The following is a 21,534-nucleotide window of genomic DNA, read 5'->3' as shown; positions in this document are numbered from 1 at the left end:
CTGGAAATTACAGGAAAACCGCGGCCTGAAACATCGCGCCGCCGGCCTCCCCGGCCCCCGGTGGTGCCCGCGCCCCGACCGCGGACGCTCCTCGACGGCGCCTGCGCAGGCCCTGCGCTAGGCTCGGGGACCTCGACCGGGAGGCACCATGGACAAACTCAAACGCAAGGACTACGAACGCCTGCTGGCGCCGATGCAGCTGGAGCTGGCGGCGATGGCGCGCTGGGTCCAGCATGCCGGGCAACGCCTGCTGGTGCTGTTCGAGGGCCGCGACACCGCCGGCAAGGGCGGCACCATCCAGGACATCGCCCGCCACCTGAACCCACGCCAGTGCCGGGTGGTCGCGCTGCCGAAGCCGACCGACCGCGAGGACACCCAGTGGTACTTCCAGCGCCACGTGGCGCACCTGCCCGCAGCCGGCGAGATCGTGCTGATGGACCGCAGCTGGTACAACCGCGCCGGCGTGGAGAAGGTCATGGGCTACTGCAGCGATGCGCAGTACCGTGCCTTCCTCCAGCAGGCACCGGTGTTCGAGAAGCTGCTGGCCGACGACGGCATCCTGCTGTTCAAGTACTGGCTGTGCGTGGACCAGGCACAGCAGGAAAAGCGCTTCGCCGAACGCCGCGACGATCCGCTCAAGGGCTGGAAGCTCTCGCCGGTGGACCTGCAGTCGCGCACCCAGTACCGCGCCTACACCGAGGCCCGCGAAGCGATGCTGGACGCCACCGACACCGCCCACGCGCCGTGGACGCTGGTGGACTTCAACGACCAGAAGCGCGGCCGCCTGACCCTGATCCGCGACCTGCTCGACCGGCTGCCGGAGACCCGGGTGGACGAACCGCTGATCGACCTGCCGCCGCTGCCGGGCCCGCCGGCGCGGGAAACCTACGGCCGGCTCACGCCGCGGCCACCGTTTCCGGTCGCGTGAGGCGCACGCCGCCGGCGCTTCAGTCCAGCGCCATCATCTCGAAATCGTCCTTGGTCGTGCCGCAGTCCGGGCAGGTCCAGGTATCGGGCACGTCCTCCCAGCGCGTGCCCGGCGCGATGCCCTCCTCGGGCAGGCCGTCGGCCTCGCTGTAGATGAAACCGCAGACAACGCACATCCAGGTGCGCAGGGTGGAGCTGGAAGCGTCGGACATTGGATAATCGGAACAACACGGAGCGGCCGCAGATTGTCCCATTCCCGCCGCCCTACAGGTAGCCATCCCATGCCCCATCCCGCAGTTGCCGCCCGCGGCGTCTATCTCATCACCCCGGACGAAACCGACGATGCGCGCCTGCTCGACCGCGTGCGCCCGCTGCTCGCCGCCGGCGCCACCTGGCTGCAGTACCGCAACAAAGTGGTCGACGACGCCGCCCGCCATGCCCAGGCCTCGGCGCTGCAGCTGCTGTGCGCCAGCGCCGGGGTGCCGCTGATCGTCAACGACGATGCCGCCCTTGCCGCAGCCATCGGTGCCGCCGGCGTGCACCTGGGCGAGGACGATGGCGACATCGCCGCCGCCCGCGCCCTGCTCGGCCCGGACGCCATCGTCGGCGCCTCCTGCTACGACCAGCTGGCACTGGCGCAGCGCGCGGTGCAGGCCGGTGCCAGCTACGTCGCCTTCGGAGCATTCTTCCCCAGCCGCAGCAAGGCCACGCCCCGCCGGGCCTCGACGCCCCTGTTGCGCGACAGCACCGCGCTGGGCGTGCCCAGGGTCGCCATCGGGGGCCTGACCGCAGCCAACAGCGGACCGCTGGTCGCCGCCGGTGCGGACCTGCTGGCGGTGATCAGCGGCGTGTTCGAGGCCGACGACCCGGTCGCCGCGCTGCGCGGCTACCAGGCCTGTTTCGCATAGCGCGGCCGGCCCGCGCACCTGTCCCGCCCGCCATGCGGGAAGTGGCCGGCATCCTCCTCCCCGCGGTTCCACCATGGCCCGGGGGCGTCCCCGGGCCGTCCGCCCCGGCAGACGGGGGCGGCGCCCGGTGCGGCCATCCGGGCCGCGCCCCTCTCCCGTCGGGAGAGGGGCCATCCGCCGGGACAGCGCCCGGCGGGAGGATTACTCCAGCGCCGCCTTGACCGCTTCCGGATCGGCCAGCGCCTGCACCTCGCGGATCAGGCGCACGGTGTTGCCACCGAGGATGCCGCCGATCTGGCGCTCGTCATAGCCCGCGTCCAGCAGCGCCTGCACGACCTTGGGCAGCGCGGTGATGTCCTCGTAGCCCTCCACGCCGCCGCCGCCGTCCCAGTCCGCGCCGAGGCCGACGTGCTCCCAGCCCGCCACCTCGATGATGTGCAGCAGGTGGCGCATGTAGTCGTCGAAATCCGCGGTACGGATGCCATGCTTGCGGTCGAGCTCGGCGATCTTCGCCTTGGCCTGGGCACGCTCGGCGTCGCTGAGCCGGCGCTGGCCGCCGAAGGCGGCGTAGACCTTGCGCATCTCCTCGCGGTACTCGGGGGTGGCGCCGGTGTCGATCAGGTAGCCGCCCAGCGAATTGACCTGGATCACACCGCCCTTGCTGGCCAGTGCACGGATGCGCGCATCGTCGATGTTGCGCGAATGCGCGAACACGTCGTAGGCCCCGCTGTGGGACAGGATGATCGGCGCCTTGCTCAGCGCCAGCATCTGGTCGAACACGGTATTGGACGCGTGCGACTGGTCGAGGATGATGCCCAGCCGGTTGGCTTCGGCGATCATCGCCTTGCCCTTGTCGCTCAGCCCGCCGTGCTCGCCTTCCGGGGCGACGCCCATGCCGGCCGAGTCGGCGAAGTCGTTGTGGCTGATATGGGCCAGCGAGATCATCCGCAGCCCCTGCTTGTAGTAGAAGCTGAGCAGGCTGGGGTCGTGTTCCAGCGGGTAGGCGTTCTCCATGCTGATGTAGACCGACTTCTTGCCGGCCGCCTTGATCCGCGCGGCGTCGTCGGCGGTGGTCGCCAGCTCGAACTTGTCCGCATTGGCCGCGACCATCTCGCGGATCTCCGACAAGCGCTTGAGCCCGGCGTCGCGCGCCTTCAGGTCGCCCTGCGCATCGCGCTCGCCCTGGCTGGTGAAGACCACCCAGAAGCCGCCGTCCAGGCCGCCCTCGACCATCCGCGGGTAGTCGATCTGCGAGCCGTCCTGCTCGAAGGAGTGGCGGTCGCTGATCTTCCAGCCCGGCCGCGAGAACAGCGCCGGGGTATCGAGGTGGGTATCCAGGTTGATCGCCTTGGCCTGGATGGCGCGGGCGCGCTCGGAAATCGTGGTCGGGCCGGTGCCGGCCTGCACCGTGGTGGCGAAGGCCAGCAACAGCGCCGTCGCCATCGCACCGGTCTTGAACGTCGGATGGAACTTCATGGCTCTCCCTTCGGGTCGGATCACACCGCATTCTTGCATGCGCGCCGCGGCGCCATGCAGGCCATTGGTCATGGATTCCCCGGCGCATGGCAGCGCCCGCCGCGAAAGCGGACAATGGCCCCGTCCCCCCGCTTTTTCTTTTCCGCCATGGCCCTGAATCACGACCGTTCCCACGCCCTGTTCTCCCGCGCGCAGCAGCTGCTGCCCGGCGGTGTCAATTCGCCGGTGCGCGCGTTCAAGTCGGTCGGCGGCGAGCCGTTCTTCGTGGAGCGCGCCGACGGCGCCTACCTGCACGACGTGGACGGCAACCGCTATGTCGACTACGTCGGCTCGTGGGGACCGATGATCGTCGGCCACAACCACCCCGCCGTGCGTGACGCGGTGCAGCGCGCCATCGGCAACGGCCTGTCGTTCGGCGCGCCGTGCGCGGCCGAGGTCACCATGGCCGAGACCCTCGCCCGTCTGGTGCCGTCGTGCGAGATGGTGCGCATGGTCAACTCCGGCACCGAGGCGACGCTGTCGGCCATCCGCCTGGCCCGTGGCGCCACCGGCCGCGGCAAGATCGTCAAGTTCGAGGGTTGCTACCACGGCCATGGCGATTCGTTCCTGGTCAAGGCCGGCAGCGGCATGCTGACCCTGGGCGTGCCGACCTCGCCGGGCGTGCCGGCCGGCCTGAGCGAGCTCACCCTCACCCTGCCGTTCAACGACTTCGACGCCGCCACCGCACTGTTCGAGCAGCAGGGCGCGGAGATCGCCGGGCTGATCATCGAACCGGTGGTCGGCAACGCCAACTGCATCCCGCCGCGCGAGGGCTACCTGCAGCATCTGCGCGACCTGTGCACCCGGCACGGCACGCTGCTGATCTTCGATGAAGTGATGACCGGCTTCCGCGTGGCGCTGGGCGGTGCGCAGGCGCACTACGGCGTCACCCCGGACCTGAGCACCTTCGGCAAGGTCATCGGCGGCGGCATGCCGGTCGGCGCCTACGGCGGCCGCCGCGAGCTGATGAGCCAGATCGCCCCGGCCGGGCCGATCTACCAGGCCGGCACGCTCAGCGGCAACCCGGTGGCGATGGCAGCCGGCCTGGCCATGCTGGAGCTGATCCAGGCACCCGGTTTCCACGCCACCCTGGCCGCCCGTACCGCACGCCTGTGCGAAGGGCTGGAAACGGCGGCGCGCGAGGCCGGGGTCACCGTCACCACCACCTGCGTGGGGGCCATGTTCGGCCTGTTCTTCAGCCACGAGAAGGTCGAGACCTACGCCCAGGCCACCGCCTGCGACATCCCCGCCTTCAACCGCTTCTTCCACGCCATGCTCGAGCGCGGCGTGTTCCTGGCGCCGTCGGCCTACGAGGCCGGCTTCCTGTCCAGCGCCCACGACGACGCCGTGATCGATGCCACGCTGGACGCCGCGCGCGGCGCCTTCAGGGTGGTCGCCGCAGGGTGATGCCGCGCCGCCACGACGCCGCCGCGTACGCTGCCCGCCAGGCGGCGCACCGCGGCCGCCGGCCGCCGCGATGACCCCTGCCCCGCAGGCCCTGCTGCTCGATTTCGACGGCCTGCTGGCCGACTACGACCATCGCCGCCACCTGCAGGGACTGGCACAGGCCGCCGGCCGCAGCGCGGCCGACGTGGACCAGGCCCTGCGCGGCGACGGACTGGAACGGGCACATGCCTGCGGCGCACTGCCCGGCGAGGCCCTGCTGCAGTCGTTGAACGGGCGCCTCGGCAGCCACCTGGTGGCCGCCGACTGGCAGGCCGCGCGCTGCGGCGCCAGCCGCCTGCGCCGCGACACCCTCGCCCTGCTGGAGCGGCTGCGCCCCGGCGTCCGCATCGCGGTGTTGACCAACAACGGGCCATTGAGCGTGGCCGCGATCAGCGCGCTGCTGCCCGGCTGGACGGTCCTGGGCAGTGGCGAGCTCGGCGTGCGCAAGCCCGATCCACGGATCTACCTGGCCGCCTGCGCGCGGCTCGGCTGCGGGCCGGCACGCAGCCTGTTCGTCGACCACCTGTTCCGCCACGTGCAGGGCGCGCGCAGCGCCGGCCTGCATGCCGACACCGCGCACCACACCCAATCACTGCGCCGCGTGCTGCGGCGCTGGCACCTGCTGTGAACCGCCGCCCAGCGCGTTGCGCGGCCGTGCCGCCAACGGCTCCAGGTGCGCCATCGTCGATGGCGCCGGCACGTCCCGCGGATAGACCTCCAGCAGGCCGTCTCCCTGCCTGCGCGGCTGTACATGCAGATGCACATGCGGCACTGCCTGTCCGCCGGCTTCGCCGTTGGCCGGCCACGGGTTGAACCCGTCCGGTGCGAGCGTGTCGCGCGACGCCCGCGCATCACCTGCCCCGCAAGGGCTTCGTCCAGCACGCAGAGGGTTCCGGCGGGCTGCCGGGGAACCACCAGAACGTGCCCGCGCACGGCTCGGCGCGGGTCCATGAAGGCCACCACCTGCGCGTCCTCCCACACCTTCCTGGCCGGCAGCTCGCCGGCCAGGAGGGCGCAGAACACGCATGCCTGCGTCAGCGCGCGGCCATGTAGGCGGCGATCGCTTCGCGCACGCGCTTGAGGCCTTCGGCCAGCTCTTCGTCGGTGATGTTCAGCGGCGGCACGAAGCGCAGCACCTGGGTGCCCGCCTGCAGGATCAGCACCTGCTTCTCGGCGGCCAGGTCCAACAGCACGCCGATGTCCGCGGCGTACTCGGGCTTGAGCACCGCGCCGATCATCAGCCCCATGCCGCGCACCTGCTCGAACACGCCGAACTCGGTGCCGATGGCCTCCAGCCCGGCCTTGAGCGCGGCCGACTGGCGCTGCACGTTGGCCTTGATCGCCTCGGAGGACAGGATCCGCAGGGCCTCGCGGGCCACCGCCGCGGCCAGCGGGTTGCCACCGAAGGTGGTGCCGTGCGCACCGGCGCCCATGACCTCGGCGACCTTGGGCCCGGCAAGCATGGCGCCGATCGGGAAGCCGCCGCCCAGCGCCTTGGCCAGGCTGACGATGTCCGGGGTCACCCCCCAGTTCCAGTGCGAGAACAGCTCGCCGGTGCGGCCCATCCCGACCTGGATCTCGTCCAGCACCAGCAGCGCGCCATGCTGGTCGCACAGCTCGCGGGCACGGCGCATGAAGTCGGCCGAAGCCGGCATCACCCCGCCCTCACCCTGCACCGGCTCGAACATCACCGCGGCCACGTCGCCCGCGGCCATCGCCGCCTCGAGCTGCGCCACGTCGTTGAAATCGGCGTAGCGGAAACCGCCCGGCAGCGGCTCGTAGCCTTCCTGGTACTTGGGCTGGGCGGTCGCGGTCACCGTGGCCAAGGTGCGGCCATGGAAGCTGCCGCGGAAGGTGAGGATGACGCGCTTCTCCGGCGGCCGGCCCTGGGTGGCGGCCCACTTGCGCACCAGCTTGATGGCCGCCTCGTTGGCCTCGGCGCCGGAGTTGCACAGGAACACCCGCGTGGCGAAGCGCGACGCGTCCACCAGCGCCTGCGCCAGCTGCAGCGGCGGCTCGCTGTAGAACATGTTGCTGGTGTGCCAGAGCTTGTCGGCCTGGGCCAGCAGCGCCGCCTTCAGTTCCGGATTGTCGTGGCCCAGGCTGCACACCGCGATGCCGGCGGCCAGGTCGATGAACTCGCGCCCCTGCGTGTCCCAGAGGCGCGCGCCGCGGCCGCGCTCCAGCACCAGCTGGCGGGGCCGGTACACCGGCAGGTAGTACTTGGACAGGGACAACAACGGCTCGGCGACAGCGGTCATGGCGTTCCAGTAAGGGTTGGGGGGAAATGAACGGCCATTGTCTCCCAATTGCGCGGTCTGCGGCACAATGCCGGGCATGCGCCTTTTCTCGACCCCGCAGCTGAACCCCGCCTCGGAAACCGGCTGGCGCCGGCGCTGGTTCGACATCATCTACCGCAGCGACACGCCGCCGTCGCGGCGCTTCGACCTGCTGCTGGTCTACGCCATCATCGCCAGCGTCCTGGTGGTCATGCTGGACAGCGTGCAGCACATCCACGCCGCCTGGGCGTCCTGGTTCTACGTGGTGGAGTGGGGCTTCACCGTGCTGTTCACCGCCGAGTACGTGTTCCGGCTGGTGGTGGTGCGGCGCCCGCTGCGCTACGCCCTGAGCATCTGGGGCATCATCGACCTGCTGGCGATCCTGCCCACCTACCTGTCGCTGCTGCTGCCCGGCGCGCAGAGCCTGCTGGTGGTGCGCGCGCTGCGCGTGCTGCGGGTGTTCCGCATCCTCAAGCTGACCCGCTACATCGAGGAAAGCGGCGTGCTGCTGGCGGCCCTGTGGCGCAGCCGCCGCAAGATCCTGCTGTTCCTGTCGATGGTGGTCACCATCGCCATTGTCGCCGGCTCGCTGATGTACGTGATCGAGGGCCCCGGCCACGGCTTCAGCAACATTCCCGCCAGCATGTACTGGGCGGTGGTGACCATGGCCACGGTCGGCTTCGGCGACATCGTGCCGCAGACCACCCTGGGACGCTTCGTCACCTCGGTGCTGATCCTGATCGGCTACAGCATCATCGCCGTGCCGACCGGCATCTACACCGCCGAGCTGGCCAACGGCATGCGCCGCGCCGAGGCCGGCCGGCGCCGCCATGACGACCGCGGCTGCATCGTCTGCGGCCACGAAGGCCACGACCCGGATGCGCGCTACTGCAACCGCTGCGGGCACGAGCTGCCCGAAGCGATGGACGCCTGACACCGCGCCCGGCGCGGCCGTCCTCAGTCCAGGAACAGGTCCGGCAGCAGCGGCCGCGACGGATCCACCGCATACCCGGCCAGGTCGTGGACCCCGGCCTGCGCCAGCACCTCGTCGTCGATCAGGAAGCGGCCGCTGAAACCGGCCGCCGGCCGCACCAGCACCGCATGCGCCGCATCGGCCAGGATCTCCGGACGGCGGCAGCCGCCGGCGTCGACCCCGGGAATCATGTTGATCGCGTCGGTGGCGATCACCGTGCGCGGCCACAGCGCGTTGACCGCCACCCCCTGCGGACCGAACTCGGCCGCCAGGCCCAGGGTCACGAAGCTCATGCCCATCTTGGCCAGGGTATAGCCGGTGTGCGGCCCCCACCACTTCGGCTCCAGGCTCGGCGGCGGCGCCAGCGTCAGGATGTGCGGGTTGGAGGCCTGCAGCAGGTGCGGCAGGCAGGCCTGCGCGCACAGGAAACTGCCGCGCGCATTGACCTGCTGCATCAGGTCGAACCGCTTCATCGGCGTCTCCAGCGTGCCGCGGAGCCAGATCGCCGACGCATTGTTGACCAGGATGTCGATGCCGCCGAACGCATCCACCGTGGCCGCCACCGCCGCCTGCACCTGCGCCTCGTCGCGGATGTCGCACTTCAGCGCCAGGCCCCGGCCGCCGGCCGCATCGACCGCGTCGGCGGCACTGTGGATGGTGCCGGGCAGCTTGGGATTGGGCACCGCCGACTTCGCGGCGATGGCGACGTTGGCACCATCGCGGGCGGCGCGCAGCGCGATCGCCAGGCCGATGCCACGCGAGGCGCCGGTGATGAAGAGGGTCTTGCCTTGCAGGCTGCTCATGCGCGACTCCGCGGACGTGGGGACCGGCCGGCATTATGCCGCCAAGCCCGTTCCGCCGGCGGCGGCGAACACCCCCCGTTAATGTCGGATGACGATACTGGACGCCTCGCCCGTCACCTGCGATACGCCGTCATGAAGATGCTGCCCAGCGCCGCCCCCCTGCTGCTCGTCCTGGCCATGAGCGCCTGCCAGAAACCGGCCGCACCGGCCGCCGAGCCGGCGCGCCAGCGCGACGCGGCCGGCCAGACCACGGGCCTGGGCAACGACAAGGCGCCGGTGCGGATCGACGCCACCGCGGTCTGGGACGGGGCGACCGACGCCTGCCGCAGCGACGACCCGCCCACCGGCCGCGACTGCGTGGTGGAGGCCATGCGCGCGGCCGGCGCCACGCCGGCGGCGATCGCCGCCGCGCAGCGGCTGGCCGACCGCGACGACCCCGGCTACGTGAGCGCCTGGGACGACCGTTCCGGCGTCGGCGTGGCCACGCTGGAATTCCCGCTGCGCGCCAACACCAACGAAGGGACCTGGCTGGTCGATGCCGATGGCCGGACCCTCGACGTCGACGAGGACGTGCTGCCGGACAGCGCGCGCACCGAGACCTCGGCGAAGGCCTTCTTCGACCGGCACCCCGAGGCCGCGCCGGTCGCCCCGGCCGAGGCGGCCGGAACCGCCCCCCTGTCCGAAGGCGGCGTGCGCCTGCTCTACAGCAGCCCGCTGCGCGACTGCCGCGCCTGCGAGGACGCCGGCAAGGTCACGATCGGCTACGACTTCGACGCCCAGCGCCGCTTCATCGGCAAGCAGGTGGTGGAACTGCGTTGACCGCGGCCGGCGCACGGCCCTGCCGTTGCGCCGCATGGTCCCTGGCCGCACGCCGCCGGGGCTGCTTCGGCAGGGCTCCAGCGGGGCGCGGCCCCGCTCTACGGAACCCCCGGGATTTTGTAGCGCCGGGCAACGCCCGGCGGGCTTTCCCGGCGGAATACCCGCCCCGGCGCGGGCCACCCCGCCCGTTTCCGTAGACACAAACCCTCTTTCGCGGGGGTGGCCTGTCGAGGAAAGTGCTCTGCCGGAGGTTTCCCGGGAGAGCGCCAGCGGGGCGCGGCCCCGCTCTACGGAGCCACCGGGATTTTGTAGCGCCGGGCAACGCCCGGCGGGCTTTCCCGGCGGGGGCCAGCCTTGCGGTTCCCGCCGGCGCATTCCCCCGTTGGCGAGGGAAACAGGTCAAGGCGCGGGGAATGGCAAGGACAGCGTTCGACGGCCGAGGCTGCGCGGCCGCGTGGGGGTGATGCATCCCGCGGTGCGGGGGCTCACGCCTTGGGGCCCTGCCCCTCGTTGTCTTCCCAGCGCAGCAGGCGCCGGGTGACGAAGCGGTAGAGCGGCTTGCCAGTGGCGAACCACAGGTCCCGCACCCAGGAAGGCCGCTTGAGCAGCCGCCGCTCGACCGGCGTCAGGGCGTCGCCGCAGTACATGCGCTTGTGCTTGAGCAGGTGCCGCAGGTCCTCGCGTGCCAGCAGCCGCATCCAGCGTGCGCGCGGGTCGCCACAGACCGCCAGTTGGAAGTCGATCAGCGCCGGCGTGCCGTCGGCCCGCACCAGCCAGTTGGCTTCCTTGGCGAGGTCGTTGTGGACGATGCCGTGCCGGTGCACCCGCTGCAGCAGGCGGCGCGCGGCGCGGAAGTACGCCAGGTCGCCCCGCGGCGGACGCTGGTGCATGGCCGCCCCGTCCATGTAGCTGCGGTCCAGCCAGCGGCCGTCCCAGCCCAGCAGCCGCGGCGTCGCCGCCATGCCGTCCAAGCGCTCCAGTGCACGGGCCTCGCGCCGCGCCAGCCACCAGGCCGGTGCCCGCAGCCACCAGGGCGTCGCGCCGAGATCGCGGCGCACGAAACGCCGCCCGTCGCGGTGCACCAGCAGGATGCGCCCGAAACTGTCGGATTTGAGGATCTGGATGCGCTCGTCGGTGTTGGCCATCGCCGGCATTCTAGCGGCCGGCCGTCGCCCCCGCCGCCTGCATGCCCGCTGTCCACCGGCTGTCGCCGACCACCGGCCAGACGGCGGCGTGCTTCTATAATCCGTCGATGGACGCTTCCTGGATCGACAACACCCTGGCCTGGATCGCCGCACACCCGGTGCTGGCCGGGGCCGCCATCTTCGCCATCGCCTTCTGCGACGCCGTGATCATCCTCGGTGCGATCGTGCCGGCGCTGCCGCTGATGATCGCGGTCGGGGTACTGATCGGCATGGGCGAGATCTCCGGCCCCTATGCGGTGGCCTGCGCCACCCTCGGCGCCTTCTGTGGCGATGGCCTGAGCTATTGGGTGGGCCGGCGCTGGGGCGACCGCCTGCGCGGCGTCTGGCCGTTCAGCCGGTACCCGCAGTTGCTGGAGCGCGGCGAGCTGCTGTTCCGGCGCAACGCGTTCAAGAGCATCCTGGTGGCCCGCTACGTCGGCGCGATCCGGCCGTTCGTGCCGGCCATCGCCGGCATGGCGAACATGCCGCTGCTGCGCTACGCCCAGGCCAGCGGCATCGCCAGCCTGTCCTGGGCGGTGCTGTTCCTGCTGCCGGGCTGGGCGCTGGGCCAGGCCTACGACGCGGTGGCCGCGGTGGCCGGGCGCCTGTTCCTGGTGGTGGCCCTGCTCGGCGTGATGCTGGGCCTGGTCTGGGCGATCGTGCTGTACGGCTACCGCTGGTCGGCGGTGCGCGTGGACGGCTGGCTGTCGCGCCTGCTGCGGCTGTCGCAGCGCCACCCGCATTTCCTCGGGCGCTCGCTGAACGCCCTGTTCGATCCGCGCCGGCGCGAGTCGGTGCCGCTGGCGATGCTGGCACTGATGCTGCTGCTGCTGGGCTGGGGCTGGTTCGTGCTGCTGATGGTGGTGATCGCCCATGGCGAACCGCTGGCGCTGGACATGGCCGTGCACCGGTTGATGCTGGCGCTGCGCAACCCGCTGGCCGACCACCCGATGGCGGCGCTGGCCGCGCTCGGCGACTGGCAGGTACTGCTGCCGGCGATCGCCGCCGGCATGGGCTACCTGGCCTGGCGGCGGCGCTGGATGGCGGTCATGCACTGGATGGCGGCACTGGCCTTCGGCCTGGCGCTGACCAAGCTGCTCGGCGCCACCGTGGACGTGGTGCGGCCGCCGGCGGCCAGCAGCGGCTTCGGCTTCCCCTCGGTGTCGGTGACCCTGGCCACCATCACCTTCGGCTTCTTCGCCGTGCTGATCGGCCGCGAACTGCCGGGGCGCACGCGGGTATGGCCCTACCTGGTGTCAGGCATCGTGGTCACGGTCATCGGTTTCGCACGCATCTACCTGGGCGCGCACTGGCTGAGCGACGTCATCGGCGGCATGTTGTTCGGAATCTTCTGGCTGCTGCTGTTGGGCATCGCCTACCGCCGCCGCTTCAACCGCTCGTTCTGGGTCAAACCGGCGGCGTGGCTGTTCTACGGCGCCTTCCTGCTGGCCGGCGCCTGGTATGCGCCGCGCAACGTCCCGGCCAAGCTGGCCAAGTTCGAGCCCATTCCCGCGGCCCCGCGGGTGATGGACGCGGCCTACTGGTGGCAGGACGGTTGGCGCGAGCTGCCGGCGCGCCGCAACGAATTCGACGACGACCAGCGCTGGCCGCTGGACGTGCAGGTGGCCGGCCCCCTGGCACCGCTGCAGCGCCAGCTCGAACGCCACGGCTGGACCCTGCAGCCCCAGGCCGGCTGGCAGCAGGCACTGGCGATGCTCGACAGCAACGCGGCGGCGGACCAGGTGCCGGTCCTGCCCGCTACCCTGGACACCAATGTCGAATCGCTGCTGATGCTGCGCGAAGGCGCCCATCCCGGCGAACGCTACGCGCTGCGCCTGTGGCCGGCCCCGGTACAGCTGCAGCCTGGACAGGCACCGCTGTGGCTGGGCAGCGCCCAGACCCTGCGCTACCAGCGGCACTTCAAGCTGTTCGGGCTGTGGCTGCCGCTGCGCGGCGTCGACCCGGCACTGGAGGCGGTCACCCAGGCACTGGACGGCCTGGAAACCCGCACCCGGCCCCTGGCCGACGGCAGCATGCCGCTGCTGATGGTCCGCGTCCCCCAGGACCACGACTGACCCGCCGACGCCCCGCACACCGGATCGACGCACGGACCGGTGGAGCGGGATCCCGCCCTGCGGGCGCTTTTGCCGAACGCCCCGCCGGGCATGGCCCGACGCTACACAAGGCGGGTTGATGCCCCATCCAGTAGAGCGGGGCCCCGCCCCGCTGGCGCCTTCGCGGCAAGCCCCGCCGGGCATGGCCCGGCGCTACACAGGCCTGGTTGATGCCCATCCTGTAGAGCGGGGCCCTGCCCCGCTGGCGTCTTCGCGGCAAGCCCCGCCGGGCATGGCCCGGCGCTACACAAGGCGGGTTGATGCCCCACCATCCTGTAGAGCGGGGCCCTGCCCCGCTGGCGCCTTCGCGGCAAGCCCCGCCGGGCATGGCCCGGCGCTACACAGGCCTGATTGATGCCCATCCTGTAGAGCGCGGCCCCTCCCCGCTGGCGCCTTCCCGGCAAGCCCCGCCGGGCATGGCCCGGCGCTACGGGCCGGCGTCGGGCTGGGGCTCGAATTCGGGAATCCAGACGAGCAGCTGGTCGAGCCGGCGGTGGGGGTCGTCTTCCTGCAGCAGGGCCAGCCGCTGCGCGTCCTGCAGCGGCAGCAGTTCGGCCAGCCGCCAGCCCAGCCAGGAGGCCTGGTCCAGCTGCGCGGGGCCGGCCGCGGCGAACTCGCCGCCGGCCTGTTCCAGGATGCGCTCGAGCAGCAAGGCCAGCAGGGCGTGCTCGGGGCGGAGCTCGTCGTCAGGGTCCGGCGCCTTCCAGGCCACGTTCGCGGCCACTACGCCGCCGGGCTGCACCCAGGTCCGTTCGACCTGGAAGCGGCGCGCGCCACGCAGCCGCAGCTGCAGGACGCCATCGCCACCGAGGTCGAAATCCTCGATCCGCGCCTCCACGCCCCAGTCCGCCGGCACCGCCGGTGCACCGACTTCCTCGCCCTCGCGGATCAGGCAGATGCCGAAGGTGCCGCCGGTCCGCCCGCAGGCACGCACCAGGTCCAGATAGCGCGTCTCGAAGACACGCAGGCCCAGCGCCGCTCCAGGCAGCAACACCGAGCGCAGGGGAAACAGCGGCAGTTCGGACAATGCGATCGTCAACCGTGGAACCGGTGGAATGGCCACGATGGTAACGCACCGCGTGCGGGCGGACGCCACGGCAACGCCGTGGCGCCGCACGTCACGCGGTCAGAAGGTGTACTTCACATGGGTGTGCACACGGTTCAGGTCGCCCTCCTCGCCGTTCTCCAAGCGCCGCGTCGCATGGCTGAGTTCGACGCCCAGGTCGAGCTTCGGGAACGGCGAATAGATCAGGTTGGCACGCACCGACTGCGCCTTCTCGGTCACCTCGTAGCCGGTCAGCGCGGCGTTGTTGTCCAGCATCGCCACCGAGTACACCAGGTTGCCGCGCAGCTTCGGCGAGAACGCGTGGCGCCAGGCGGCGAAGCCGCCATAGCCGTCCATCGCGTGCAGGCGTCCGCGGGCATCGAGCACCGTGTCGCTGCCCAGCGCGAAGCCCAGGTAGCGGCCGACGCCGGCACCGCCGCTGACCATGTAGCGCAGGTCGTCGTCGGCACCCAGGTTGAAGCGGCCGGAGACACTCAGCGCGCCGCCGCTGCCGGTATGCCCGTCGTAGCGGAAGTTGCGCAGCAGGGCCGCCGCGGTGAAGTGGCCCCAGTCGCCGCGCGTGAGCCAGCGCGCGGTCAGGTCCGGCACCACGTCGTCGCCGCTGTTGATGCGCGCGCCCTTGCCACCCTGCGGGGTGATCGTGGTCTGCGGATTCTCCGCCGAGAACGACCAGGCACCGCGGGTATACCGCAGCTGCGCCTGGCGCGAGAAGATGGTGCCCTCGGACGGGCCGGTGAAGTCCACGGTGTCCGGCAGCGCGGCCACGTCCTGGAAGTTGGACCAGGTCTGGCCGGCCAGCCAGTCGTTCCAGCTCACATAGGCCTGGCGCAGGGTGACCGCATAGGTGTTGGTGATGACCTCGTTGCCGGCGAAGGCGTTGCTGCCGCCGCCGTACATGTCCGCCTCCAGGTAGGCCTTGAGGGTGTCGCCGCGCTCGGTGGTGGTGTCGGCGCCGAACCAGAACCGCGAGAACTGCGCGTGGACATCGCTGTAGCGGGCGCTGCGGCCGTTGCCGTCCACCGCCACCGGCGTCGCGCCGGGGAAGTAGAACAGGCGGCCCGGCGATCCGTCGGCGATCTCGCCGTCGCTGGTGCGGGTGTGCATCGCATCGAACTTGATGAACCCACCGAAGGACAGCCGGGTGCCGGGCATCGCCCCGGGCATGGCCACCGCGGGGGCCGCCGCCGCGGCAGGCGCCGCGCTCACCCGGGTGTCGTCCAGCACCGCGGCCGGGGACGGCGCGGCCTGGGTGGCCTCGCGTTCCCGGTACGCCTGCAGCATCGCGCGCATCTGCTGCATTTCCTGCTCCAGCTGCGCCATGCGCGTCTCCATGGCCTGCGGGTCCATGGTCTGGGCGCGCACGCCCAGCGGCGCGACGGCCAGCGCCGCGGTGGTGGCCAGGACGGCCAGTTTCGTGTTTCCGATCATCGTTTTCCCCTCCCAGGGCAACAGCGCACCGTTCCGGCTCCCGCAGCGGAAGCCGGTCATGAATGGATCGTTGCAACCGGCGGCGGGCACCCCGGGAGGCCCCGCCGCGCGACCGCTAGGCGGTCATGCGAACCGCATCGAGGTGGTGCCGATGCCGTCGCCGCGCACCAGCACGTTGTCGCCGGCGGCCACCGCCACCGCCGCGGTGATCGCGCCGGACAGCACCACGCTGCCGGCCGGCAATACCGCGCCGCGCGCCGCCAGCATGTTGACCAGCATCGCCACCGCCCCGGCCGGATCGCCGAGCACCGCGGCGCCGGCGCCGACCTCGACCACCTGGCCGTTCTTCTCCATCACCACGCCCAGGGTCTGCAGGTCCAGGTCGTCCACCGACGTCGGCCGCGAGCCCAGCACATAGCGCGCCGCCGACGTGTTGTCGGCGATCACGCTGGGCAGGTCGAAGCGGAAGTTCTCGTAGCGCGAATCGATCAGCTCGATCGCCGGGACCACGTAGTCGGTGGCGGCCAGCACCCGGGCCGCGTCGCAGTCCGGCCCGGACAGCGTTTCGCGCATCACGAAGGCGATCTCCGCCTCCACCTTCGGGTGGATCAGGCGCGCGGTATCGACCAGCGCACCGTCATCCACCGCGTTGTCGTCGCCGAGGAACCCGTAGATCGGCGTGTCCACGCCCATCTGCTGCATCTTCGGCTTCGAGGTCAGGCCCATCTTCATGCCGACGATGCGCACGCCCGCGGCCTGCTTCAGGCCGCGCAGGCAGTCCTGGATGTCGTAGGCGGTGGCGACGTCGAGCTGCGGATGCGCGTCGGTGATCTTGGTCACCTCGCGCACGTCCTGCTCGGCGGCCAGCAGCCGCCGCGCGCAGTCCTCGATGAGGGAAGGGTCCAGCGTCATGCCTGTTTCTCCTGCGGTTGTGCGCCGCGCGCACGCAGCATGTCCAGTGCGACGTCGACGATCATGTCCTCCTGGCCGCCGACCATGCGCCGCTTGCCCAGCTCCACCAGGATGTCCACGGTGTTGATCCCGAACCGCTGCGCGGCCACCTCGGCGTGGCGCAGGAAGCTCGAGTAGACGCCGGCATAGCCCAGCGCCAGGGTCTCGCGGTCCACCCGCACCGGACGGTCCTGCAACGGACGCACCAGGTCGTCGGCCGCGTCCATCAGCGCGTACAGGTCACAGCCATGGGCCCAGCCCATGCGCTCGGCCGCGGCGATGAACACCTCCAGCGGTGCGTTGCCGGCGCCGGCGCCCATGCCGGCGAGGCTGGCATCCACGCGGAGCGCCCCGGCCTCGACCGCGACGATGGAGTTGGCCACGCCCAGCGACAGGTTGTGGTGGGCATGGATGCCGATCTGGGTGCCCGGCTGCAGGGCCTCGCGCAGCGCGGCCACGCGCTCGCGCACCCCGTTCATGCTCAGCGCGCCGCCGGAGTCGACCACGTAGACGCAGGAGGCGCCGTAGCCCTCCATCTTCTTCGCCTCGTCCGCCAGCGCCGCCGGCGCGGTCATGTGGCTCATCATCAGGAAGCCCACCGCATCCATGTCCAGCGCCCGGGCCGCTTCGATGTGCTGCCGCGAGACATCGGCCTCGGTGCAGTGGGTGGCCACGCGCACGATGCGCGCGCCGGCGGCGTGGGCGTTCCGGAGGTCGTGCACGGTGCCGATGCCCGGCAGCAGCAGGGTGGCGATCCGCGCATGCTCGACCGCGCCGGCGGCCGCCGCGATCCACTCCACGTCGCTGTGCGCGCCGAACCCGTAGTTGAACGAGGAGCCGCGCAGGCCGTCGCCATGGGCGACTTCGATGGAATCCACCCGTGCCCGGTCCAGCGCGGCCGCGATCGCCTGGACCTGCGCGATGCTGTAGCGGTGGCGCACCGCATGCGAGCCGTCACGCAGGGTGACGTCGGAAATATAGAGTTTGTTCTCGGTCATGGTCGTTCCTCACCCGGCCGCGCGCGCGGCCAGCAGCGCAGCGGCCATGCGCTCGCCAGTGGCCAGCGCGGCCGAGGTCATGATGTCCAGGTTGCCGGCATAGGCCGGCAGGTAGTGCGCGGCACCTTCGACTTCCAGGAAGATCGAGGTCTTCAGGCCGGTGGCCGGGCCCACGCCCGGCACGTCGACGGGGGCGTCAAGCACTTCGAACTGCACCCGCTGCTTGAGCCGGTAGCCCGGCACGTAGGCGGCCACCCGCGCGGCCATCGCCTCCACCGCCGCTTCGATGGCCGCGGTGTCGGCCGCTTCGCTGAGCACGTAGACGGTGTCGCGCATCAGCAGCGGCGGCTCGGCCGGGTTGAGCACGATGATCGCCTTGCCCACCGCCGCACCGCCCACGCTCTCGATCGCGCGCGAGGTGGTCTCGGTGAATTCGTCGATGTTGGCGCGGGTGCCGGGGCCGGCACTCTTGCTGGCGATGCTGGCCACGATCTCGGCGTACGTGACCTTGGCCACCGACGCCACCGCCGCGACCATCGGGATGGTCGCCTGGCCGCCGCAGGTGACCATGTTGACGTTGGCCGCGTCGATGTTGTCGTCCAGGTTCACCGTCGGCACGCAGTACGGGCCGATCGCCGCCGGGGTCAGGTCGATCACGCGGATGCCGGGCTTGGCCGCGCGCAGCAGCGCGTCGTTGGCCACGTGCGCGGCGGCCGAAGTGGCGTCGAACACGATATCGATGTCGGCGAACAGCTCCGACGCGACCAGACCGGCCACACCGGTAGCGATGGTCGGCACGCCCATGCGCGCGGCGCGCGCCAGCCCGTCCGAGGCCGGGTCGATGCCGACCAGCGCCGCCATTTCGACGTGCTTGCCGTGGCGCAGGATCTTGATCATCAGGTCGGTGCCGATGTTGCCGGGACCGACGATGGCCGCTTTCAGGGTCATGCAGAACTCCTGTCGTTCGATGGGGGGGGAGGAGGCAGGGGTCATGCGAAGCGGATCTCGGCGCTGCCCAGCGCGCCGACCCGCACGCGCATGTGGTCGCCGGCGGCGACCGGGATCAGCGGCACCAGCGCGCCGGACAGGATCACCTCGCCGGCCTTGAGCGGCGTGCCGAGGCGGCCCAGGGTATTGGCCAGCCAGGCCACGCAGTTGACCGGCGAGCCCAGCGCCGCGGCGCCGGCACCGGTGGCGGCCAGCTCGCCGTTCTTCTCGACCACCATGCCCAGCGTGCCCAGGTCGAGGTCCTTCGGCGGCACCCGCAGGTCGCCCAGCACGTAGGCCGCGGCCGAGGCGTTGTCGGCGACGGTATCGGTGATGCCGATGCGCCAGTCGGCGATGCGCGAATCGACGATCTCGAAGCACACCGACAGCGCCTCGGTGGCGGCCAGCACGTCATGGTGGGTGACGCCCGGGCCGGCCAGGTCGCGCTTGAGATGGAAGGCGATCTCGCCCTCGGCGCGCGGAGCGATCAGGCCCGCCGTGGACAGCACCCCGCCGTTGGCGACCTGCATGCGGTCGGTGAGGAAGCCGAAGTCCGGCTGCTCCACGTTCAGCATGCGCTGCACCGCCACCGAGGTGGCGCCGATCTTCTTGCCCACCACCCGTTCGCCGTCGGCCAGGCGGCGCGCCAGCAGGTCGCTGGAGATCGCATAGGCGTCGGCCAGCCCCAGGCCCGGGAGGCGTTCGCTCAGCGGCGCCACGGCGACGCCGCCGCGCAGCGCCGCATGCAGCTCGGCGCCGTGCCGGGCGATGGCGGCGCCGTCGAGCAGCGGCGCGCTCACGGCCCGGCTCCGGTGGCAGGATCGCTCTTGAGCACGTCGCCCACCGCGAACCGCTGCGGCGCGACCTCGTTGACCATCACCCGGATGGCGCTCATCGGCGCGCCCAGCTCGGCGTGCGCCACACGCGCCACCTCGCGGATGAATCCCTGCACTTTCGCTTCGTCGCGGCCCTGTACCAGGGTCACTTGGATGATCGGCATTTCTCTACTCCAGCATTGCACTCAGGTCAGTTCTGCGCCCTTGGTCTCGGGCAGGAACAGCAGCACGATCACCGCCGCCAGCGCGAAGAACCCGGCGGTGGCCATCAGTCCGCTGGCCACGCCGTAGCGGTTGGCGAGGAAGCCGATCAGCGCCGGGGCGATCGCGGCGATGGCGCGCCCGCCGTTGTAGACGAAGCCCTGCGCGGTGGCGCGCACGGTGGTCGGGAACATCTCGGCGAAGGTCGGCGCGAAGCCGCTGTAGAAGCCGGTGCCGAAGTACGCGACGACGATGCCGAAGGCCATCAGCGCCATCGGCGACTTGATCATCACGAACAGCGGCACGGTCAGCGCCGAGCAGACGAAGAACAGGATGAAGGTCTTCTTGCGGCCGATCCGGTCGGCGATGTAGCCGAACGTGACGAACCCGAACGCCGCGCCGACCTGCATGATCACGATCCAGATCGTCGACTTAACCAGGTCCAGCCCGGGACCGCCGTCGGCCACCGGGGTGGCCAGGTAGGTCGGGATCCAGGTGAACAGCCCCCAGTAGCCGCACATCGCCGCGGTGACGAAGGCCAGGCCGACCAGGGTGCTGCGTGCATGCGCACCGAACAGCTTGCCCATGGTCTGGCCGAAGCTCAGCCGCTGCGCCTGGTTGACCCAGATCTCCGGCTCCTTGACGTGGCGGCGCACGTAGAACGCCAGCAGCGCCGGCAGCAGGCCGACCACGAACACCCAGCGCCAGCCCAGGGTCGGCACGACCAGCGCGGCGACGATCGCCGCGGCCGCGTAGCCGGAGGCGAACGCGCTCTGGATCCAGGCCAGGATCTTGCCGCGGTGCTGCGCCGGCCAGCTCTCGCTGACCAGGGCCGAACCGGCCGACCACTCGCCGCCGACGCCAAGGCCGACCACGATGCGGAACAGCATCAGCTGCCCGAGGGTGTCGGACAGGCCGCACAGCGCGGTGCCGATCGAGTAGCAGATGATGCTCAGCATCATCGATTTGGCGCGGCCCATGCGGTCGGCGAGGTAGCCGAACACCAGCCCGCCCAGCGCCGTGGCCAGCAGCGTGGCCGACATCACCATGCCCGCCTGCGACTTGTCGAAGCCCAGGTCCGCACTGACGTGCTTGAGCACCATCGCGAACAACATCAGGTCCATCACGTCCAGCATCCAGCCCAGATAGGCCGAACGGAACGTGCCCCACTGCTGCTTGCTGGCGCCCTGCCACCAACGGCCACCGGGGGTGGCGCTCACTTCCTGGATCGTCGAACCGCGCTGTGCCACTGGCTTCCCTCCGGAGTCTTGGCCGAAACGAGAGTATCGATAAACGATACCGAGTGCGCAAACTACCGCAAAAATAATAGAAATGGAACATGACAGATAAATCTGTATCGATATACGATACGAATACCGCACCCACAGTGAGAGTCCGATGTCCGAACTGATCCTCCGCCTCCATGAAGACCACCTGCCGGCCGGCTGCCCGCCGGTGTACCTGCCGGGGGGCCCGCGTGCGCTGTACGTGCGCCAGGGCGGGCTGATGGTCGAATCGCCCAGCGACGCGCAGGCCCTGGATCCGGCCCAGGCGCGCGTCGGCCAGGCGCCGCTGACCCTGCTCAACGGCGCCGAGGACACCGTGCTGTGGCGCTGGGACCTGACCGTGGCCGGTCACCCCGCGAGCGCTCTGCCCTCGGCCCCGGCCACCCGCAGCGAGCTCAAGCTGGAAGCCCCGATCGACCTGGATCCGCGCTTCGAATGGCTGATGCGCTGCGACCGGGTCGACTTCCCGAAGGGCGGTGTCGCCCTCACCCATGTCCACCAGGGCCCGGGCATCCGCATCTGCGACTACGGCCGGATCAGCATCGAGACCCTGGGCCAGCGCCACGACCATCCGGCCGGGCACGCCTGGTTCGAGCTGGGCCATGCGCCGGTGCTGGCGCCGACCACCGAGGACGAGGAAACCCGCTTCATCCGCTGCTTCCTGCTGCCGCGCCAGCTCAAGGGCCGCAGTTCGATCCGCTACGTGCGCGCCGAGGACGCCGCCGCGGAGAAGACCCAGCGTTACAAGGTTTTCGCAGAGCGATACATCGACCTGCCATAATCGGCAAAAACGCGACCGGCGCCGGTCGCGTT

At 71.1% G+C, this 21,534-nt stretch carries 21 protein-coding genes and 1 pseudogene; 8 read left to right on the top strand and 14 right to left on the bottom strand.

Features of this window, described 5'->3' with window-relative positions; translation table 11 throughout:
- Positions 1–148 precede the first annotated feature (148 nt).
- Complete coding sequence (gene ppk2, locus K5L01_RS11165) at positions 149–928, top strand: polyphosphate kinase 2 (protein WP_250064571.1); 780 nt, start codon at positions 149–151, stop codon at positions 926–928.
- A gap of 19 nt (positions 929–947) precedes the next feature.
- Here the strand turns inward: ppk2 and K5L01_RS11160 are convergent, their stop codons facing one another.
- Entirely contained in the window at positions 948–1,181 is a 234-nt protein-coding gene (locus K5L01_RS11160; RefSeq protein WP_272494173.1) for a rubredoxin, read from the bottom strand.
- A 27-nt stretch (positions 1,182–1,208) separates the two neighbouring features.
- Here K5L01_RS11160 and thiE point away from each other — a divergent pair, with 27 nt between their 5' ends.
- A complete protein-coding gene (thiE, locus tag K5L01_RS11155) occupies positions 1,209–1,835 on the top strand; it encodes a thiamine phosphate synthase (protein ID WP_250064569.1) in 627 nt (208 codons plus the stop codon).
- Between the two features lie 201 nt (positions 1,836–2,036).
- On the opposite strand, the gene K5L01_RS11150 is transcribed toward thiE, so the two are convergent.
- The gene (locus K5L01_RS11150) at positions 2,037–3,311 is read right to left on the bottom strand and encodes a dipeptidase (RefSeq protein WP_250064568.1); all 1,275 of its coding nucleotides are present in this window, start codon (positions 3,309–3,311) and stop codon (positions 2,037–2,039) included.
- Positions 3,312–3,464: 153 nt separating this feature from the next.
- Here K5L01_RS11150 and hemL point away from each other — a divergent pair, with 153 nt between their 5' ends.
- Positions 3,465–4,757, top strand: a complete 1,293-nt coding sequence (gene hemL / locus K5L01_RS11145) for a glutamate-1-semialdehyde 2,1-aminomutase (RefSeq protein ID WP_250064615.1) — start codon at positions 3,465–3,467, stop codon at positions 4,755–4,757.
- Positions 4,758–4,827: 70 nt separating this feature from the next.
- A complete protein-coding gene (locus K5L01_RS11140; RefSeq protein WP_250064567.1) occupies positions 4,828–5,424 on the top strand; it encodes an HAD-IA family hydrolase in 597 nt (198 codons plus the stop codon).
- Here K5L01_RS11140 and K5L01_RS11135 read toward each other — a convergent pair.
- Positions 5,386–5,819 (bottom strand): annotated as a pseudogene (locus K5L01_RS11135) (HIT family protein). The gene K5L01_RS11140 and the pseudogene K5L01_RS11135 overlap by 39 nt on opposite strands.
- A gap of 11 nt (positions 5,820–5,830) precedes the next feature.
- Positions 5,831–7,057 (bottom strand): acetylornithine transaminase, encoded by a 1,227-nt coding sequence (locus tag K5L01_RS11130; protein ID WP_250064566.1) that lies wholly within the window; start codon positions 7,055–7,057, stop codon positions 5,831–5,833.
- 76 nt (positions 7,058–7,133) lie between these two features.
- Between K5L01_RS11130 and K5L01_RS11125 the strand changes: the two genes are divergently transcribed.
- Complete coding sequence (locus K5L01_RS11125; RefSeq protein WP_250064565.1) at positions 7,134–8,009, top strand: ion transporter; 876 nt, start codon at positions 7,134–7,136, stop codon at positions 8,007–8,009.
- Positions 8,010–8,032: 23 nt separating this feature from the next.
- Here K5L01_RS11125 and K5L01_RS11120 read toward each other — a convergent pair whose 3' ends face one another.
- Positions 8,033–8,851, bottom strand: coding sequence for an SDR family oxidoreductase (locus K5L01_RS11120; protein WP_250064564.1), 819 nt, complete (start codon positions 8,849–8,851; stop codon positions 8,033–8,035).
- 132 nt (positions 8,852–8,983) lie between these two features.
- Between K5L01_RS11120 and K5L01_RS11115 the strand changes: the two genes are divergently transcribed.
- Positions 8,984–9,670 carry a hypothetical protein gene (locus K5L01_RS11115; protein ID WP_250064563.1) on the top strand — a complete coding sequence of 229 codons (687 nt, stop codon included), beginning with the start codon at positions 8,984–8,986 and terminating at the stop codon, positions 9,668–9,670.
- Positions 9,671–10,155: 485 nt separating this feature from the next.
- Here the strand turns inward: K5L01_RS11115 and K5L01_RS11110 are convergent, their stop codons facing one another.
- Positions 10,156–10,824, bottom strand: coding sequence for a phosphotransferase (locus K5L01_RS11110; RefSeq protein WP_250064562.1), 669 nt, complete (start codon positions 10,822–10,824; stop codon positions 10,156–10,158).
- 98 nt (positions 10,825–10,922) lie between these two features.
- Here K5L01_RS11110 and K5L01_RS11105 point away from each other — a divergent pair, with 98 nt between their 5' ends.
- The gene (locus K5L01_RS11105; RefSeq protein ID WP_250064614.1) at positions 10,923–12,929 is read left to right on the top strand and encodes a bifunctional DedA family/phosphatase PAP2 family protein; all 2,007 of its coding nucleotides are present in this window, start codon (positions 10,923–10,925) and stop codon (positions 12,927–12,929) included.
- A gap of 466 nt (positions 12,930–13,395) precedes the next feature.
- Here the strand turns inward: K5L01_RS11105 and K5L01_RS11100 are convergent, their stop codons facing one another.
- The 8 genes from K5L01_RS11100 to K5L01_RS11065 form a co-directional block, all read right to left on the bottom strand.
- Positions 13,396–14,007, bottom strand: coding sequence for an LON peptidase substrate-binding domain-containing protein (locus tag K5L01_RS11100; protein ID WP_250064561.1), 612 nt, complete (start codon positions 14,005–14,007; stop codon positions 13,396–13,398).
- 87 nt (positions 14,008–14,094) lie between these two features.
- A complete protein-coding gene (locus K5L01_RS11095) occupies positions 14,095–15,462 on the bottom strand; it encodes a DcaP family trimeric outer membrane transporter (protein ID WP_250064560.1) in 1,368 nt (455 codons plus the stop codon).
- A gap of 123 nt (positions 15,463–15,585) precedes the next feature.
- Complete coding sequence (dmpH, locus tag K5L01_RS11090) at positions 15,586–16,374, bottom strand: 2-oxo-3-hexenedioate decarboxylase (protein WP_250064559.1); 789 nt, start codon at positions 16,372–16,374, stop codon at positions 15,586–15,588.
- Positions 16,371–17,411: a 4-hydroxy-2-oxovalerate aldolase gene (dmpG, locus tag K5L01_RS11085; protein WP_250064558.1), complete on the bottom strand. Its 1,041-nt coding sequence runs from the start codon at positions 17,409–17,411 to the stop codon at positions 16,371–16,373. Before dmpG ends, dmpH begins: the two co-directional genes overlap by 4 nt.
- Positions 17,412–17,420: 9 nt before the next feature.
- Entirely contained in the window at positions 17,421–18,359 is a 939-nt protein-coding gene (locus tag K5L01_RS11080; protein WP_250064557.1) for an acetaldehyde dehydrogenase (acetylating), read from the bottom strand.
- Positions 18,360–18,400: 41 nt separating this feature from the next.
- Positions 18,401–19,198, bottom strand: coding sequence for a fumarylacetoacetate hydrolase family protein (locus K5L01_RS11075; RefSeq protein WP_336254127.1), 798 nt, complete (start codon positions 19,196–19,198; stop codon positions 18,401–18,403).
- Positions 19,195–19,398: a tautomerase family protein gene (locus K5L01_RS11070; protein WP_250064556.1), complete on the bottom strand. Its 204-nt coding sequence runs from the start codon at positions 19,396–19,398 to the stop codon at positions 19,195–19,197. Before K5L01_RS11070 ends, K5L01_RS11075 begins: the two co-directional genes overlap by 4 nt.
- 21 nt (positions 19,399–19,419) lie before the next feature.
- Positions 19,420–20,685: an MFS transporter gene (locus K5L01_RS11065; RefSeq protein WP_250064555.1), complete on the bottom strand. Its 1,266-nt coding sequence runs from the start codon at positions 20,683–20,685 to the stop codon at positions 19,420–19,422.
- Positions 20,686–20,833: 148 nt separating this feature from the next.
- Here K5L01_RS11065 and K5L01_RS11060 point away from each other — a divergent pair, with 148 nt between their 5' ends.
- Positions 20,834–21,502 (top strand): hypothetical protein, encoded by a 669-nt coding sequence (locus tag K5L01_RS11060; protein WP_250064554.1) that lies wholly within the window; start codon positions 20,834–20,836, stop codon positions 21,500–21,502.
- The last annotated feature ends 32 nt before the right edge of the window (positions 21,503–21,534 follow it).

Source organism: Stenotrophomonas mori, assembly GCF_023556335.1.
In the GTDB taxonomy this organism is placed as follows: Bacteria; Pseudomonadota; Gammaproteobacteria; order Xanthomonadales; family Xanthomonadaceae; genus Stenotrophomonas; species Stenotrophomonas mori.
This window is presented reverse-complemented; position numbering and strand designations above follow the sequence as displayed.

What these genes read in the sequence shown, in the direction of transcription:
- ppk2 (WP_250064571.1), top strand. Translation starts at nt 149, where the DNA reads ATGGACAAACTCAAACGCAAGGACTACGAACGCCTGCTGGCGCCGATG.
- K5L01_RS11160 (WP_272494173.1), bottom strand. Translation starts at nt 1,181, where the DNA reads ATGGGACAATCTGCGGCCGCTCCGTGTTGTTCCGATTATCCAATGTCC.
- thiE (WP_250064569.1), top strand. Translation starts at nt 1,209, where the DNA reads ATGCCCCATCCCGCAGTTGCCGCCCGCGGCGTCTATCTCATCACCCCG.
- K5L01_RS11150 (WP_250064568.1), bottom strand. Translation starts at nt 3,311, where the DNA reads ATGAAGTTCCATCCGACGTTCAAGACCGGTGCGATGGCGACGGCGCTG.
- K5L01_RS11140 (WP_250064567.1), top strand. Translation starts at nt 4,828, where the DNA reads ATGACCCCTGCCCCGCAGGCCCTGCTGCTCGATTTCGACGGCCTGCTG.
- K5L01_RS11130 (WP_250064566.1), bottom strand. Translation starts at nt 7,057, where the DNA reads ATGACCGCTGTCGCCGAGCCGTTGTTGTCCCTGTCCAAGTACTACCTG.
- K5L01_RS11125 (WP_250064565.1), top strand. Translation starts at nt 7,134, where the DNA reads ATGCGCCTTTTCTCGACCCCGCAGCTGAACCCCGCCTCGGAAACCGGC.
- K5L01_RS11120 (WP_250064564.1), bottom strand. Translation starts at nt 8,851, where the DNA reads ATGAGCAGCCTGCAAGGCAAGACCCTCTTCATCACCGGCGCCTCGCGT.
- K5L01_RS11115 (WP_250064563.1), top strand. Translation starts at nt 8,984, where the DNA reads ATGAAGATGCTGCCCAGCGCCGCCCCCCTGCTGCTCGTCCTGGCCATG.
- K5L01_RS11110 (WP_250064562.1), bottom strand. Translation starts at nt 10,824, where the DNA reads ATGCCGGCGATGGCCAACACCGACGAGCGCATCCAGATCCTCAAATCC.
- K5L01_RS11105 (WP_250064614.1), top strand. Translation starts at nt 10,923, where the DNA reads ATGGACGCTTCCTGGATCGACAACACCCTGGCCTGGATCGCCGCACAC.
- K5L01_RS11095 (WP_250064560.1), bottom strand. Translation starts at nt 15,462, where the DNA reads ATGATCGGAAACACGAAACTGGCCGTCCTGGCCACCACCGCGGCGCTG.
- dmpH (WP_250064559.1), bottom strand. Translation starts at nt 16,374, where the DNA reads ATGACGCTGGACCCTTCCCTCATCGAGGACTGCGCGCGGCGGCTGCTG.
- dmpG (WP_250064558.1), bottom strand. Translation starts at nt 17,411, where the DNA reads ATGACCGAGAACAAACTCTATATTTCCGACGTCACCCTGCGTGACGGC.
- K5L01_RS11080 (WP_250064557.1), bottom strand. Translation starts at nt 18,359, where the DNA reads ATGACCCTGAAAGCGGCCATCGTCGGTCCCGGCAACATCGGCACCGAC.
- K5L01_RS11070 (WP_250064556.1), bottom strand. Translation starts at nt 19,398, where the DNA reads ATGCCGATCATCCAAGTGACCCTGGTACAGGGCCGCGACGAAGCGAAA.
- K5L01_RS11060 (WP_250064554.1), top strand. Translation starts at nt 20,834, where the DNA reads ATGTCCGAACTGATCCTCCGCCTCCATGAAGACCACCTGCCGGCCGGC.